The following is a 14,179-nucleotide window of genomic DNA, read 5'->3' on the forward strand; positions in this document are numbered from 1 at the left end:
TCCTGCCGCATACCCCGAACCGAACCGAATCCAACCCTTACCCCTTCCCGGAAGCACACCATGAGCCAAGTCCTGCGCCAGCATGCCGAACAGCAATTCGCCGAAGAACTCGAAGCCCTGCGCAAGGTGGACGACCGTCCGCGTCCGCCCAACTGGAAGCTCTCGCCCTGGGCCGTGCTCCAGTACCTGATGGGCGGCAAGCTCGGCAACGGCTTCGAGGTCAGCCCCAAGTACATCGGCAATCCGCGCCTGATGGAAATCGCCGTCTCCACCCTGGCCACCGACCGCGCCCTGCTGCTGTACGGCGTGCCCGGCACGGCCAAGTCCTGGGTGTCCGAGCACCTGTCGGCCGCCGTCAGCGGCGACTCCACCATGCTGGTGCAGGGCACGGCCGGCACCAGCGAGGAGCAGCTGCGCTACGGCTGGAACTACGCCCAGCTGCTGGCCCACGGCCCGTCCGAGAAGGCGCTGATCCCCAGTCCCCTGGTCAATGCCATGAAGCTGGGCAAGATCGCCCGCATCGAAGAGCTGACCCGCATCCCGGCCGACGTGCAGGACACGCTGATCACCGTGCTGTCCGAAAAGACCCTGCCCGTGCCCGAGCTGGGCAGCGAAGTGCAGGCCGTGCAGGGCTTCTCGGTCATCGCCACGGCCAACAACCGCGACAAGGGCGTGAACGAGCTGTCCAGCGCGCTCAAGCGCCGCTTCAACACCGTCATCCTGCCCGTGCCGGCATCGCAGGACGAAGAGGTGCAGATCGTCACCAAGCGCGTGGCCGAGCAGGGCCGCGCCCTGGCCCTGCCCGCCGAGCCGCCGGCCCTGCAGGAAGTGCGCCGCGTGGTGCAGATCTTCCGCGAGCTGCGCAACGGCCAGACCGAAGACGGCAAGACCGTGCGCGTCAAGTCGCCCAGCAGCACGCTGTCCACGGCCGAGGCCATCTCGGTCATCAACAGCGGCATGGCGCTGGCCGGGCATTTCGGCGACGGCGTGCTGCGCGCGGGCGATGTGGCCTCGGGCCTGCTGGGCGCCGTGATCAAGGACCCGGTGCAGGACAGCGTGGTCTGGAAGGAATACCTGGAGACCGTGGTCAAGGAGCGCAGCGACTGGAAGGACCTGTACCGCGCCTGCCGCGAGCAGCTCTGAAGCCCCCAGTCCCGCACCGCTGACCGACCGCACCCTCTGCGCATCCCCTGTATGGCCACCTCTGCCAATCCGCTTCATTTCTTCGGCATCCGCCACCATGGCCCGGGCTGCGCGCGCAGCCTGCTGCAGGCCCTGGTGCAGCTGCAGCCCGACTGCCTGCTGGTGGAGGGCCCGCCCGAGGGCGAGTCCCTGCTGCCCATGCTGCAGCATGCCGACCTGCAGCCGCCCGTGGCCATGCTGGTCTATGTGCAGGACAGTCCGGCCCATGCCGCCTTCTATCCCTATGCCGAGTTCTCGCCCGAATGGCAGGCCCTGCAATGGGCGGCGCGCCAGGGCGTGGCCACGCGTTTCATCGACCTGCCCCAGACCCACCGCATGGCGCTGGACATGGCCGAGCAGGAGCGGCGCCGGGCCGAGGCGGCGGCAGCAGATGCAGCTGATGCAGGCGCGGATGCGGCCGATGGAGGCCAGGATGCAGATGCAGATGCAGATGCCGACACCGGCTCCGATTCCGACTCCGACTCCGACTCCGACTCCGACTCCGACTCCGACTCCGACTCGGTCGCCGCTGCGGCAGACGGCAGCCAGCTCCAGAGCAATGCCGCCGAGGCCCTGGACCGCGACGACACCACGCAGTCCGTGCCGGCTGCCGACCTTGCCGTCGATCCCTCGGCACCGTCCCCGCAGGACTGGCACGATCCGCTGGACCTGCTGGCCGAGGCCGCTGGCTACCCCGACGGCGAAAGCTGGTGGAACCGCATGGTCGAGGAACGCGGCGACGGCGCCACCCTGTTCGAGGGCATTGCCGAAGCCATGACCGTGGTGCGCGCCGAGCTGCCAAACGAAGTGCGCGGAGAACGCCACGCCCAGCGCGAGGCGCTGCGCGAAGCCTGGATGCGCCAGTGCATGCGCGAGGCCGTCAAAGCCGGCCACCAGCGCATTGCCGTGGTCTGCGGCGCATGGCATGTGCCGGCCCTGCAGGCCCAGGTCACCGCCAAGGCCGATGCCGCCACGCTCAAGGGCCTGCCCAAGGCCAAAGTCCAGGCCACCTGGGCACCCTGGACCTACCGCAACCTGTGCTCGTCCAGCGGCTATGGCGCGGGCGTGGATTCGCCGGGCTGGTATGAACATCTGTGGCGCTGCTCCGAGCCTGTGCCCGAGTCCTTGTCTCAGTCCGCACCTGCTGCCGACCCGGCACGCGCCAGCACCCAGCGCACCGTCGGCTGGCTGGCGCGCGTGGCCCATCTGCTGCGCTCCAAGGACCTGGACTGCTCCAGCGCCCACATCATCGAGGCCACGCGCCTGGCCGAAAGCCTGGCGGCCCTGCGCGGCCATGCCAGCCCCGGCCTGCCCGAGCTGGACGAGGCCATCGTCACCGTCATCAGCATGGGCGAGCGCACGCCGCTGCGCCTGATCGAGCGCGAACTCAGCGTGGGCGACCGCATCGGCGGCGTGCCCGCCGACGTGCCCCAGGTGCCGCTGCAGCGCGACATCGAGCAGCAGCAAAAAAGCCTGCGCCTCAAGCCCGAGGCGGCCGCCAAGGTCCTGGCCCTGGACCTGCGCAAGGACACGGACCGCGAACGCAGCCACTTCCTGCACCGCCTGCGCCTGCTGGGCATAGAGTGGGGCAGCGTCACCACCGACCAGCAGCGCAACCGGGGCACCTTCCGCGAAAGCTGGCAACTGCAGTGGGAGCCCGAGCTGGCCGTGCGCATCATCGAGGCCAGCCGCTACGGCGGCACCCTGGTGCAGGCCGCCGCCGCCAAGGTGCGCCAGGCGCTGACGCCCGAGACCCCGCTGCCCGAGCTGGCCAAGACCATCGACGACGCCCTGCTGGCCGACCTGCCGCACCTGGTCGATGCCCTCATGCACGACCTGGCCGACCGCTCGGCCAGCACCGGCGATGTTTCCCAGCTCATGCAGGCGCTGCCGCCGCTGGCCAATGTGCTGCGCTACGGCAGCGTGCGCCAGACCGACACCCAGGCCCTGGCCACGGTGATCGACAGCATGGCGCTGCGCGCCGCCATCGGCCTGCCCCTGGCCTGCATGGCGCTGGATGAAGACGCTGCAAGACACATGCAGGCCACGGTGCTGCAGGCCCACGAGGCCCTGCGCCTGCGCGATGCCGAGGAGCCGCGCGAAGCCTGGTTCGGCGCCCTGCGCAGCATTGCCATGGGCGACGCGGGCGCCGCCTTGCTGCGCGGCGCGGCCTGCCGCCTGCTGCTCGATGCCCACCGCCTGGACAGCGAGGCCGTGGCCACGCAACTGGGCCGCAATCTCTCGCTGGGCGTGCCGCCGCTGGACGCTGCCGCCTGGCTGGACGGTTTTCTCAACCGCCAGGCCCTGGTGCTGCTGCACGACGACGCCATCTGGGGCGCCGTCGATGCCTGGCTGGCGCAGCTGGGCGAGACCCAGTTCACCCAGATCCTGCCCCTGGTGCGCCGCAGCTTCTCGGCCTTCTCCAACCATGACCGCCAGAGCCTGGGCGAAAAGGCCCGGCGCGGCCAGGGCAGTGCGGCCGTGGCGGCTGCATCCGCAAGTGCCGCGGGTGCCGCAGGTGCGGCAGGCGATGGGAACGACGGTGCCTGGAACGAGGCGCGTGCCATTCTCGCCATTCCCGTACTCGATCAACTGCTGGGCCTGAACATGCCCGCGCAACCGCTGACCCGCCTGCAGGAGGCCCAGCCATGAACACCGCTGCCACCGTGAACGATGCATCCCTTTCCGGCGCCGACCCGCAGGAGACCGCCCCGCAGCCCACCACCCGCCTGCAACGCTGGCGCCTGGTGCTGGGCCAGCCGTCCGAGGCCAGCTGCGGCGGGCTGGGCCCCAAGGGCAGCTCCATCGACGAGATGGACAAGGCCCTGGCCGCGCTCTACGAAGAGGACAACAAGGACGGCGGCCTTTCGCGCCGCGGCGGGCGGGGCAACTCCTCGCCCAGCGTGGCGCGCTGGCTGGGCGACATCCGCAAGTACTTTCCCAGCCAGGTCGTGCAGGTCATGCAGCGCGACGCCATGGAGCGCCTGAACCTGCGCGAACTCATGCTCCAGCCCGAAATGCTGGAGCATGTGCAGCCCGACGTGCACATGGTGGCCGACCTCATCTCCCTGGGCTCCGTCATCCCGCAGAACACCAAGGAGACCGCGCGCATCGTCGTGCGCAAGGTGGTGGACGACCTCATGCGCCGCCTGGAAGAGCCCATGCGCAGCGCCGTCTCGGGCGCGCTGGACCGCAGCCAGCGCAACCGCCGTCCGCGCCACTCCGAGATCGACTGGAACCGCACCATCCGCGCCAACCTGCGCCACTGGCAGCCCGACTACCGCACCATCGTGCCCGAGACCCTGGTCGGCTACGGCCGCAAGGTCCGCCGCCCGCAGCGCGAAGTCATCCTGTGCATAGACCAGAGCGGCTCCATGGCCAACTCCGTCGTCTACTCCAGCATCTTCGGTGCCGTCATGGCCAGCCTGCCGGCCGTCGCTACCCGTCTGGTGGTCTTCGACACGGCGGTGGTGGACCTGACCGACAAGCTCTCCGACCCCGTGGACGTGCTCTTTGGCGTGCAGCTGGGCGGCGGCACCGACATCAACCGTGCCGTGGGCTACTGCCAGGGCCTGATCAGCGAGCCGCGCAATGCCATCGTCGTGCTCATCTCCGACCTCTACGAAGGCGGCGTGGAAAGCGGCCTGCTGCGCCGCGCCTCCGAACTGGTGGAGTCGGGCGTGCAGTTCATCACGCTGCTGGCGCTCAGCGACGAAGGCGCGCCTGCCTACGATGCACAATTGGCCGCCAAGCTGGCCGCGCTGGGCGTGCCCTCGTTTGCCTGCACGCCGGATGCCTTTCCGCAGCTTATGGCCGCCGCCATCCGCCGCGATGACGTGGCGGCCTGGGCGGCAGGGCAGGGCTTCAAGACAAGCAAGTAGCGGATGGCCGGTCGGCCCCGTGACCGGGCTGGCCGCCGGGCATCTCCTACATGGGCAGGGCATGCCCAGGCCCCATGATGGCGCCCAGGCAAAAAGAAGTTCCCCGAACAATTCACTGGAGTAATGCGATGGCTGGTGCTGGTTTGCTGATGCTGCTGGACGATATTGCAGCGATCCTGGACGACGTGGCCCTCATGACCAAGGTCGCGGCCCGCAAGAGCGTGGCCATGGCCGACGATGTGTCCGTCATGACCAAGGTGGCTGCACAGAAGACGGCCGGCGTGCTGGGTGATGACCTGGCCCTGAACGCCCAGCAGGTCACGGGCGTGCGCGCCGAGCGCGAGATTCCCGTGGTCTGGGCCGTGGCCAAGGGCTCGCTGGTCAACAAGGTCATCCTCGTGCCGACGGCGCTGCTCATCAGCGCCTTCATTCCCTGGGCTGTCACGCCGCTGCTCATGGTCGGCGGCGCCTTTCTGTGCTTTGAGGGTTGCGAGAAGCTGGCCCACAAATTCCTGCATTCGCCCGAGGAAGATGCCGTGGAGCGCGAGCGCCTGACCCAGGCCAATGCCGATGCGGGCGTCGATCTCGTCGCCATGGAAAAGGACAAGATCAAGGGCGCCGTGCGCACCGACTTCATCCTCTCGGCCGAGATCATCGCCATCACGCTGGGCACCGTGGCCGCCGCCCCGTTTGGGCAGCAGGTGGCCGTGCTGGCGGGCATTGCCCTCATCATGACCGTGGGCGTCTATGGCCTGGTGGCCGGCATCGTCAAGCTCGATGACCTGGGACTGTGGCTGGGCCAGCGTGCCAGCGCCGCGGCCCGCGCGCTGGGGCGGGGCATCGTCGCCGCCGCGCCCTGGCTGATGAAGGGGCTGTCCGTTGCGGGCACGGCCGCCATGTTCCTGGTGGGTGGCGGCATCCTCGTGCATGGCGTGCCTGCGCTGCACCACGCCGTGGAAGGCCTGGGCGAGGCCGTGGCCCAGGGCGCGCTGGGCGGCCTGTGGCGCGTGCTGGCCGTCAATGTGCTCAACGCGGTGGCCGGCATCGTGGCCGGTGCCATCGTGCTGGCGGCTGTCGAAGGCATCAAGCGTCTGCGCCGCCGCTGAGTCGCGGCAAACATCGCCGGCCGGCCCTGCAGCCGGCAAGGCACGCCACGGGGGCCGGACGGCCCCCGTTTGCATGGAATTTTCGCTTCGGCGCATCGCATTTGACTGTGGGCGCAAGCACATGCATTCCCCCTGGAACTCCGCAAGGCCAGGCGTCCTCCTGTCCCTTGGCGGCGGCGCAATGCGTTTGCGCCTGCCGGCCGCCGAGGCTCCGGGAACGGCCCATTGCCGCAGCGGAGCCGTTGTCGGGACCGGGCGGCTGAATTCGCATCCGCACCGGTCCCTGGGTGTTCATCAGGGGGACTTCATGATTTCCAACCTCACCAAGGCCAGCGTGCTGCGGTCCGTCATCGCCGGCTGCACGCTCGCGCAAGCGGGCAGGGCCGAGAAACTCAGCACCGAGCGCGCGCGCACGGCGCTCAACCGCATCTGCGAGCTGCTGCATCTGCCCAACGACCTGGCCGCCATCCACGCGGAGCCGCAGCTGTACCTCGAATCCCTGGCCCACTTCGAGAGCCTGCCCCAGTTCGAGCTGCGCACGCCGCTGGTGGCCAAGCTCAAGCAGGTGCTGGGCCTGCGCTCGTCCAGGCAGCTGACGCCGGCCGTGCTCGCGCAGGTCAGCGCGTCTCAGCTCATCAACCAGGGCGTCTCCATCATCGCCCTGGCCGATCTGCAGGAGTGGCTGCTCAAGCATGACCTGTCGCTGAGGCATAGCCCGCCCATCACGGATATCGACTTCAGGGAGGCCCGAAAAGCCATTGCCTTGCTCGACGCCTTCGACTTCGACACCGAATCGCTGGAATGGCAAATGAATCACCTTGCCCGCAAGCGCGGCCGGGCCAGGAGCCGGCCTGCCCCGGCTGCCTGCGCAGTGGAATCCCTGCCTGCCGTCAGCACCACAGGGGCTGCGCCCTAATATCGGGGCTTCCCAACAAGGCCCGATACACCATGAAGTTCTCCTTGCTTGCTGCCGCGGCTGTGGCATTGCAACTGCTGGCGCCGGCGCCTGCCCTGGCGGCCGACGACATCGTGTTCAAGGACAGCGCCGGCCGCGTGCTCAGGCGCAGCGACCTGGACAAGGCCGATGGCCGCTTCAGCTGGGAGCTGCCCTCCGCCACACCCGTCAGCCAGGCCGCGCGCGATGCCCATGCCTTGGGCCGCGCTGCAGGGCAGAACGGCGATTACCGCGCCGCCCTGGCACATTTCGAGACTGCCTCGAAGCTGGCGCCCCGCTGGCCCTATCCCATCTACGACGCTGCATTCACCTACCTGCTGCAAAAGGACTTTGATGCGGCCTATCGGCGTTACCGGCGCGTGGATGCACTGGCGCCCAGGGGCTTCTTCACCGCCAAGACGGCCGTGCACAGCCTGCGCATGGAGCGTGACGGCAAGCTCCCCCAAGGCACCTACCTGCGCTACCTTGCCCTGGAATGGGAAACCGACCGCGACAAGGCGCGCCAGGCGGCCTTGGCCATGACCCGCGAGACGCCTGGCTTCGCTCCCGCCTGGAAGACGGCCGCCCATCTGGAGGATGACCCGGACAAGCGCCTGGCCCTGCTGGACAGCGGCCTGAAGGCCGACCCCGATGCCGAGACCCGCGGCTTTCTGCTCCTGAACAAGGCCATGGTGCTGCGCGAACGCAACCAGATCCCCGAGGCCATGGTGATGCTGGGAGAGCTTGCGGTAGACCCGCAGTCTCCGCTGGATGTCGAGGCCCTGGCACGGCACACGCTGGCGCAGTGGGCGCGGCCCTGAGGCTGGCACCTGCACCTTCACCCGCCCTGCAGCCCGCTCAGCGCAGGGCGAGCTCCACGGCTTCCGCAGACAGCCCGTAGGCCTCCACGAAGACCTCGATGCGGTCCTGCGTCTGCGCGTTCACAAACGTCTCCATGCCCACGCTGTCCATCTCCCCTGACAGCATCTGGCCCGTATTCACGGGGCGGGTATCGAGCTGCTGCGCCAGCACGCAGCTGTCCTCTCCCGCCGGCTGCAGGCCGATGAGCCCCGTCTGGTTGTTGATGGCAATCACCCTGGCTTGTCTTTGCATGCTCCACCCTGTCGTCTGAATCCGTCGTTTCTGGAATGGCGAAAAGGCGCCGCCTGGTGCAACGCCCCTGCCTGTCCTGGCGACTGTAGGCAAGGCTTGGGGACGGCGGTAGAGGCCGGGGGCTTGGTGGACTGCCAAGGGAAATTTACGAATGTCTGTCTGGTTTTTTGTTTTTGCTAGTGAATGTGTGTGGAAGATTGCAGCAACAGTTGATTTGAGATTGCCTACAATGTGTCGGCAAGTGACCTCAAAGGAGCAAAAAATGACCATCATCCGTACTACCGTGGATGACAAGATCTACGACAGCGCTGCCGACATACTTTCTACGCTGGGCATGGATGTGAACGCCGCCGTGCGCATGTTTCTGCAGGGCGTTGTGCTGCACAACGGGATTCCCTTTGACCTGCGGCTGACGGCGGAGCAGGTGCAGGCGATGCGGCTGCGTCGCGAGACAAACCGGCAGGCCACTTTGGAGGCGAGAGAAATCGCCAGATGCGGTGAACCTGGACATGCCTCTGTTGAAGCCATGCTGCAGGCCATGGAAAAGGATGAAGCCTGATGGCCGGCAAGAAGGGCTACAGGCTGCGCACCATCGCGTACACCAAGACCTTCAAGAAGGACTACCAGCGCATGGCGGCATCGGGCCGCTACGACATGACACTGGTGAACCAGGTCGGCGGCCTGCTCATTGCCCACACGGCACAGCAGGTGCTGGCGGCGCAGTGGAGCGATCACGCCTTGATCGCCGACGATGAATGGGACGCGGGCGACCGGGACATCCATCTGGGAGGGGACTTCCTGCTGATCTATCGCATTGATCCGCATCCCGAAGCCAAGGACATGGAGATCGTCATCTTCAAGCGCCTTGGAACCCACAGCGATCTGTTTGGCTGAGCGCGGCCATCGCAGGCCGCGGGCAGCCTCCGCCTCTCAGCTCCCCAGTGCCCCGCGCACGGCAGCGCGCTCTCCCATGCGCTTGAAATGCGCCTGCACCTTGGGGAAGCCGGCGATGTCCACGCCGTCGCCTTCCAGCCAGCCGGCAATGGTGAACAGATAGGCGTCGGCCACGGAATAGTCCGAACCCAGCACCCAGGGGGCATCGCCCAGGTAATGGCGCTCGATCACGCCAAAGCATTCGGCCATGTTGGCTGCCACCTTGCGCTGCATGGAGGCAATGGCCGCTTCGTCATCGGCCCAGCGGCCTGCGCGGCGCCCGTGGGCGTGGGCCACGTGCACGGTGGAGGACAGGTAGCTGTGGAAATCCTGCATGTGGGCAAAGGCATACGCATCGTCGAGCGGGGCGAGCCGGGCCTCGGGGAAGCGGCGCGCAACGTAGGCCAGCAGGGCCGGCGTTTCGGTGAGCACACCGCGCTCGGTCACCAGGGCGGGCACGCGGCCCTTGGGATTGATGGCCAGGTATTCGGGGCTGCGCTGCTCGCCCTTGGGGAAGTCGAGCTTGATGACTTCGTGCGGCGCATTGGCTTCGATCAGGGCGATGCGGGTGGCCAGGGCGCAGGTGCCGGGCGCGTAGTAGAGCTTGAGGGTGGTCATGAAAGAGACGGGTAGGGATGGGATACGTGCAGATTCTGCCGTCGGCGCCGATGGCCGGGCCGGCCCTCCAAATTAGTGCGTATTGCATGGGCGTGCAAGCGGCATCTGCGTCTTTGCTTATGCCTGCTCGGCATTCCAATGCACGGTGCGTGCGGGCAGGTCAATGTGGATGGTGTGGCGGCCGCCGTCATGCAGTAGCAGGTCCAGCTTCCCGTCCTGGCCATCCACGAACGTGATGCCTTCAATCATGGGTGCGTCGATCAGGTCGTTGCAGTCGAGCGCGATCCAGGCATCGGTCTGCAGATCCAGCAGGCGCAGATTGGGGAAGTCGGGGTCCTCGCCATATTCGACGCAGGCCACCATGGCCCAGGGTCTGGAGACGGCCACGGCCGTGAGGGTGCTATCCGGGCTCTGCGCGCAGGCGCGTGACTGCAGGGCATCGAGCAGCGTGGGCATGTCGTCCAGCATTTTTGCGTAGGGAGACTCGGGTGGCACGGTGCGCACCGGCTGGGTGGCGGCCTTGGCGCTTTTGGCGCGTTTGGCAGGCTCTGCCGTTTGGGTGCTGCGCCTGCGGCCCGCTGGCGGAAGGTGCTGGATTTTGCCGCCCGCAATGCCCAGAAAGACACCGCATTCGCTCACGCTCAGATGCCTGTAGTTGCGGCTGCTGCACGGGGTTTCCCAAAGCGGGGTGCCGGTGTCCTGGTCCACGGCGACAAGATAGGCCCGCTCCATGCCGTCCTCGTGCCTGTCCTGTATTCCATAGAGGACGCCGGCATGGCATTGCGGCGCGCTGACATGGGTAGGCGACAGGCACGGTCCGAAACGGTTGCTGCGAATGTCATAGCCATACATGCCCTGGCGTGCAAAGCAGAAATAGACCACGCCGTCACGATGCGCTGCCCGCTGGGCATGCACATGCCGGCGCTCATCGTCAGGTTGAACGGGAGGTGTGATGGCCAGGACTTCGCCGCTGCAAGGATGGATGCGAAGCCAGGGTGCATCGATGTCCACGTGGTCTCTGCTGCCGGGGCCGAACACGGCCCACGCGCCTGAAATGGCGGGCGAGTACAGGTTGCGCGCACTGTCCACCCACAGCACATGCTCGGTGTGCCCGTCGGTTTCATGCCAGCGCCGCAGCTCCGAGCGCTCAGGGTGGACGATCCAGCCGTAGACCGCCCCCTCCAGCACAAACGCACCCTGCAGGCCCAGCGCCAGCGTGCTGCCCTGCCAGTTGCGACGGTCCAGCAGCAGATAGCGGCCCTCGGGACTGCTCTCCTCCATCGCGACGAGCCAGCGATGCGCGTCCAGCTCCACGGGAACGGGCCAATGCCTGGCCTGCATGCCCGGCACGGCATGGAAGTCGAACAGGCATTCGCCGGTGCGGGCATCAAGCACCTGGTCGCAGAGCATCAGATGCCGCTCGTCCACGAACCACGACATGCCCTCGCTCTCGCGCATGCGGTGGTCCCAGAGCACGTTGCCGGTGGCCACATCAACGGCGCGCAGAAAGGACGTTGTGCTGTCCCCCTTGTTGCAGTACTCGTAGTAGAGCCGGCCATCGACCACGCTCATGGCGGTGTCGATGATGAAGATGCTCTTGTCTCCAATGGCCTGGGATTTGCCGTAGTGCATGCGCGCCTTTCAAAGACCTGATTGTCGCCAGCAGAGCGCGGTGTGGACTGGGCGAAATGTCAAGTCGATGGCGTCGTGCGCGCCTGAACCAATGCAGCTGCGGCGGCGCAACGCCATCCGATCCAGACGAGCAGGTCCTCGATGCGCTGTGCCGGATGGAAGCTGCACCGAGCGTGCTGCAGATGCATGCCGAGTGGGCTGTCTGTTGCTGTCCGCCAGGCGTTGTTCCAAGAGCGGGGCCTGCATTGCTCCCGCCCTGGCGGGCAGCAATGGCGGCACTCAGAACCGATAGGCCGCAGCCACACGCACCTCACGCCCGAAGCCCAGCGCGCAAAATTGCGCGCCGCCACGGAAGGTGTTGCATTGCGTGCGGTACTGCCTGTCGGTGAGGTTGCTGAGGTTGACCGAGAAGCGCCACGGGCCGGTGGTGTAGGCGGCCATGGCGTCCCACAGCGTGTAGGCGTCGTTCATGGGGGTCTTCACGCCGTCCATGGGCAGCTCGCCAGGCGTGGCGCTGATGTGGCGCAGGCCCAGGCCCAGCTCCAGGGCGCCGCGCTGGTACTTGCCCCACAGCGATGCGGCATGGCGCGGCGTGGCGCCGGGGCGCGCGCCGATCTCGATGGCGTTGTTGCTGCGCGTGACCCTGGAGTCGAGGTAGGTATAGGCCGCAATGGCCGAGAAGCCTCCGCCGATCTCGCCCTGGGCCTGCAGCTCCAGCCCCCGGTTGCGCACTTCGCCGGTCTGCACGTCGAAGCGAGGGTTGAGTGTGGATGGCGTGCGCACATTGCGCTTGCGCAGGTCGAACACGGCGGCGCTGAGCGTGTAGCCGGCCGATGGAGGCGCGTAGCGCAGGCCGGCCTCGAACTGGCGCGCAGTCTCGGGCTCGTAGGGCCTGCCGTTGGCGTCGGTGGCCGTGACCGTGGTCAGCGGCGGCTGGAAGGAGTTGTTGAAGGACACATAGGGAGCCAGGCCGCTGGGCGCCAGGTAGATCAGGCCCAGCCGCCCGGTGACGGCGCTGTCGGTGCGGCGCACGGTGGTGATGGCGAAGGGCGCGTTGGCTGCGGCGCGCGCGTCGTAGTCGGTGTCTATGCGTGCGCTGTCGCGGCGCAGGCCGGCGCTGAGCACCCAGCGCTCGCCGAACTTGATCTGGTCCTGCACGTACAGACCCGCCTGGTGCGTGCGGGCCAGCGCGCGGTCGCTGAGGTAGTTGTCATTCCAGTTCGGCGCGATGTGGATGGGGTTGACCAGGTCCAGCGGCGCCACGGCGCCGTTGAGCGAGTAGATGCGCCAGTCGAGCCTGGAGCGGTAGTAGTCGAAGCCCACGGCCCACTGGTGCGAGACGGCCCCCGTCCGGTGGCGGCCTTCGATCTGCGTGTCCATGACCCAGGTCTGTTCGGCGTCGGGCCGCACCATGGCCAGGCGTGCCATGCCGCGCTGGTCGGCCGTCAGGCCCCGGTTGCGCATCTCGCGCCGGTCGTTGCGGCCGTCCAGGTAGCGCAGGTTGTTGCGCAGCGTGAGCTGGTCGTTCAGGCGGTGCTCCAGCAGCCAGCCCACGCTGGCATTGCGCTTGTGGTGGCCAGATCCCGGTCCGCTGACGTTGATGTCCGTGGCCGACCAGCCCGCAGGCGTCTGGCGGTAGTAGGGGATGACGAAGCCGGTTTCGTCCTCCTGGTACTGCGCCAGCAGGGTGAGGCTGGTGCGCTCGCCCAGCAGCGTGAAGGAGGGGGCGATGTAGCTGCGATCGGCGCGCAGGCCATTCCACTGCGTGCCCGATTCGCGCTTGAGCACGGTCAGTCGGGCCAGTGCCGTGCCCTGTTCATTGATGGCGCCACCGATGTCGGCCGTGAGCTGGCGCCGGTCGTGGCTGCCGAATTCCACGCCCACTTCGCGCTGCATGCCTGCGCGCGGGCGCTTGGTGACGGCATTGATCAGGCCACCGGGCGCGGACTGGCCGTACAGCACCGAGGCCGGGCCGTGCACGACTTCCAGCCGCTCCAGCCCATATGGCTCCAGGTTGGTCATGAAGCCGTTGTGGACCATGCGCATGCCGTCGCGGTACAGGCCCGTGCCGGTCAGATAGAAACCGCGCACGGCCACGTCGTCATCGGTGACGCCGTAGTCCATGGGACGCACGCCCGCGCTGTAGCGCACGGCCTCGGCCACGCTGGAGATGGCCTGGTCGCGGATCTGGGCCTCGCCGATGATGCTGACCTGCTGCGGCGTCTCCAGCAGCGGCACATCCATCTTCATGGCCGAGGCGCTGCGGCGCGTAGCCGGGCACGGCGCCCCAGGCGCTTTCATGCTCGGCATCGGCCAGCACGTTCACGGTGGGCAGTGCATGCTCGGCCGCGGCCCCGGGCCGCGCACGGTGCACGGCCCAGCCGCCTTCGGCCGTGCGCGTGGCCTGCAGCTGGTGCGGGGCGAGCAGGGCGGCAAGCCCTTCTTGCAAGCCGCGCGTACCGCTCAGCGCCGCCGACTGTCGGCCCTGGACCAGGGCTGGATCGAACGAGAGGGTGATGCCTGCCTGGCGCGCAAGGCTGTGCAGGCTGGTCTCCAGATCACCGGCCGGCAGGTCGAACCGGATGGACCTGGCATCCGGGGCGGAGCTCGGGCTCTGGGCCAGAGCGGTCGCTGGCAGGCCCAGCGTGATCAACAGGCCCAGCGCCAAGGCCTGCGTGGCCAGGGCCGTGGGGCGTGTGCAGGAGGGCGGATGGGCAGCGTGGCGGGTGCTGGGCAGGCTGGGCATGGAGGCAGTCCTTGAGAAGCGGCAAAGGAAAAAG

13 protein-coding genes are annotated in these 14,179 nt (G+C 67.8%); 8 read left to right on the forward strand and 5 right to left on the reverse strand.

What is annotated here, in order from left to right; translation table 11 throughout:
- Positions 1-60 precede the first annotated feature (60 nt).
- The 6 genes from LGR64_RS06115 to LGR64_RS06140 all read left to right on the forward strand — a co-directional run bounded on the left by LGR64_RS06115 (position 61) and on the right by LGR64_RS06140 (position 7,924).
- Positions 61-1,143, forward strand: a complete 1,083-nt coding sequence (locus LGR64_RS06115; protein ID WP_012206645.1) for an AAA family ATPase — start codon at positions 61-63, stop codon at positions 1,141-1,143.
- 51 nt (positions 1,144-1,194) lie between these two features.
- Complete coding sequence (locus LGR64_RS06120) at positions 1,195-3,834, forward strand: DUF5682 family protein (RefSeq protein WP_230355069.1); 2,640 nt, start codon at positions 1,195-1,197, stop codon at positions 3,832-3,834.
- Positions 3,831-5,063, forward strand: a complete 1,233-nt coding sequence (locus tag LGR64_RS06125) for a VWA domain-containing protein (RefSeq protein ID WP_141834636.1) — start codon at positions 3,831-3,833, stop codon at positions 5,061-5,063. Before LGR64_RS06120 ends, LGR64_RS06125 begins: the two co-directional genes overlap by 4 nt.
- Positions 5,064-5,191: 128 nt before the next feature.
- The gene (locus tag LGR64_RS06130; RefSeq protein ID WP_198821188.1) at positions 5,192-6,169 is read left to right on the forward strand and encodes a DUF808 domain-containing protein; all 978 of its coding nucleotides are present in this window, start codon (positions 5,192-5,194) and stop codon (positions 6,167-6,169) included.
- 307 nt (positions 6,170-6,476) lie between these two features.
- Positions 6,477-7,085 (forward strand): hypothetical protein, encoded by a 609-nt coding sequence (locus tag LGR64_RS06135; protein ID WP_230355070.1) that lies wholly within the window; start codon positions 6,477-6,479, stop codon positions 7,083-7,085.
- Between the two features lie 32 nt (positions 7,086-7,117).
- On the forward strand, positions 7,118-7,924 hold the full coding sequence (locus tag LGR64_RS06140) for a tetratricopeptide repeat protein (RefSeq protein WP_230355071.1): 807 nt from the start codon (positions 7,118-7,120) through the stop codon (positions 7,922-7,924).
- 37 nt (positions 7,925-7,961) lie between these two features.
- Here LGR64_RS06140 and LGR64_RS06145 read toward each other — a convergent pair whose 3' ends face one another.
- The gene (locus tag LGR64_RS06145; RefSeq protein WP_230355072.1) at positions 7,962-8,216 is read right to left on the reverse strand and encodes a hypothetical protein; all 255 of its coding nucleotides are present in this window, start codon (positions 8,214-8,216) and stop codon (positions 7,962-7,964) included.
- A gap of 262 nt (positions 8,217-8,478) precedes the next feature.
- Between LGR64_RS06145 and LGR64_RS06150 the strand changes: the two genes are divergently transcribed.
- Positions 8,479-8,775 (forward strand): type II toxin-antitoxin system RelB/DinJ family antitoxin, encoded by a 297-nt coding sequence (locus tag LGR64_RS06150; RefSeq protein WP_141834645.1) that lies wholly within the window; start codon positions 8,479-8,481, stop codon positions 8,773-8,775.
- Positions 8,775-9,110 carry a type II toxin-antitoxin system YafQ family toxin gene (locus tag LGR64_RS06155; protein ID WP_141834648.1) on the forward strand — a complete coding sequence of 112 codons (336 nt, stop codon included), beginning with the start codon at positions 8,775-8,777 and terminating at the stop codon, positions 9,108-9,110. The genes LGR64_RS06150 and LGR64_RS06155 overlap by 1 nt, the downstream gene beginning before the upstream one ends.
- Before the next feature lie 36 nt (positions 9,111-9,146).
- Here the strand turns inward: LGR64_RS06155 and LGR64_RS06160 are convergent, their stop codons facing one another.
- From LGR64_RS06160 to LGR64_RS28610, 4 genes are all read right to left on the reverse strand, one after another.
- Entirely contained in the window at positions 9,147-9,767 is a 621-nt protein-coding gene (locus LGR64_RS06160; RefSeq protein WP_034396003.1) for a glutathione S-transferase family protein, read from the reverse strand.
- A gap of 117 nt (positions 9,768-9,884) precedes the next feature.
- The gene (locus LGR64_RS06165) at positions 9,885-11,399 is read right to left on the reverse strand and encodes a hypothetical protein (protein ID WP_230355073.1); all 1,515 of its coding nucleotides are present in this window, start codon (positions 11,397-11,399) and stop codon (positions 9,885-9,887) included.
- A 279-nt stretch (positions 11,400-11,678) separates the two neighbouring features.
- A complete protein-coding gene (locus tag LGR64_RS06170) occupies positions 11,679-13,604 on the reverse strand; it encodes a TonB-dependent receptor (RefSeq protein ID WP_230356159.1) in 1,926 nt (641 codons plus the stop codon).
- Positions 13,501-14,145: an STN domain-containing protein gene (locus LGR64_RS28610; RefSeq protein ID WP_230355074.1), complete on the reverse strand. Its 645-nt coding sequence runs from the start codon at positions 14,143-14,145 to the stop codon at positions 13,501-13,503. Before LGR64_RS28610 ends, LGR64_RS06170 begins: the two co-directional genes overlap by 104 nt.
- Between the last annotated feature and the right edge of the window lie 34 nt (positions 14,146-14,179).

It is taken from the genome of Delftia sp. Lp-1 (assembly GCF_020523835.1).
In the GTDB taxonomy this organism is placed as follows: domain Bacteria; phylum Pseudomonadota; class Gammaproteobacteria; order Burkholderiales; family Burkholderiaceae_C; genus Comamonas; species Comamonas acidovorans.

Bases quoted from the DNA above. Each gene is read 5' to 3' on its own strand.
- LGR64_RS06125 (WP_141834636.1), top strand. From the start codon at position 3,831: ATGAACACCGCTGCCACCGTGAACGATGCATCCCTTTCCGGCGCCGAC.
- LGR64_RS28610 (WP_230355074.1), bottom strand. From the start codon at position 14,145: ATGCCCAGCCTGCCCAGCACCCGCCACGCTGCCCATCCGCCCTCCTGC.
- LGR64_RS06160 (WP_034396003.1), bottom strand. From the start codon at position 9,767: ATGACCACCCTCAAGCTCTACTACGCGCCCGGCACCTGCGCCCTGGCC.
- LGR64_RS06130 (WP_198821188.1), top strand. From the start codon at position 5,192: ATGGCTGGTGCTGGTTTGCTGATGCTGCTGGACGATATTGCAGCGATC.
- LGR64_RS06120 (WP_230355069.1), top strand. From the start codon at position 1,195: ATGGCCACCTCTGCCAATCCGCTTCATTTCTTCGGCATCCGCCACCAT.
- LGR64_RS06150 (WP_141834645.1), top strand. From the start codon at position 8,479: ATGACCATCATCCGTACTACCGTGGATGACAAGATCTACGACAGCGCT.
- LGR64_RS06145 (WP_230355072.1), bottom strand. From the start codon at position 8,216: ATGCAAAGACAAGCCAGGGTGATTGCCATCAACAACCAGACGGGGCTC.
- LGR64_RS06155 (WP_141834648.1), top strand. From the start codon at position 8,775: ATGGCCGGCAAGAAGGGCTACAGGCTGCGCACCATCGCGTACACCAAG.
- LGR64_RS06140 (WP_230355071.1), top strand. From the start codon at position 7,118: ATGAAGTTCTCCTTGCTTGCTGCCGCGGCTGTGGCATTGCAACTGCTG.
- LGR64_RS06115 (WP_012206645.1), top strand. From the start codon at position 61: ATGAGCCAAGTCCTGCGCCAGCATGCCGAACAGCAATTCGCCGAAGAA.
- LGR64_RS06135 (WP_230355070.1), top strand. From the start codon at position 6,477: ATGATTTCCAACCTCACCAAGGCCAGCGTGCTGCGGTCCGTCATCGCC.
- LGR64_RS06165 (WP_230355073.1), bottom strand. From the start codon at position 11,399: ATGCACTACGGCAAATCCCAGGCCATTGGAGACAAGAGCATCTTCATC.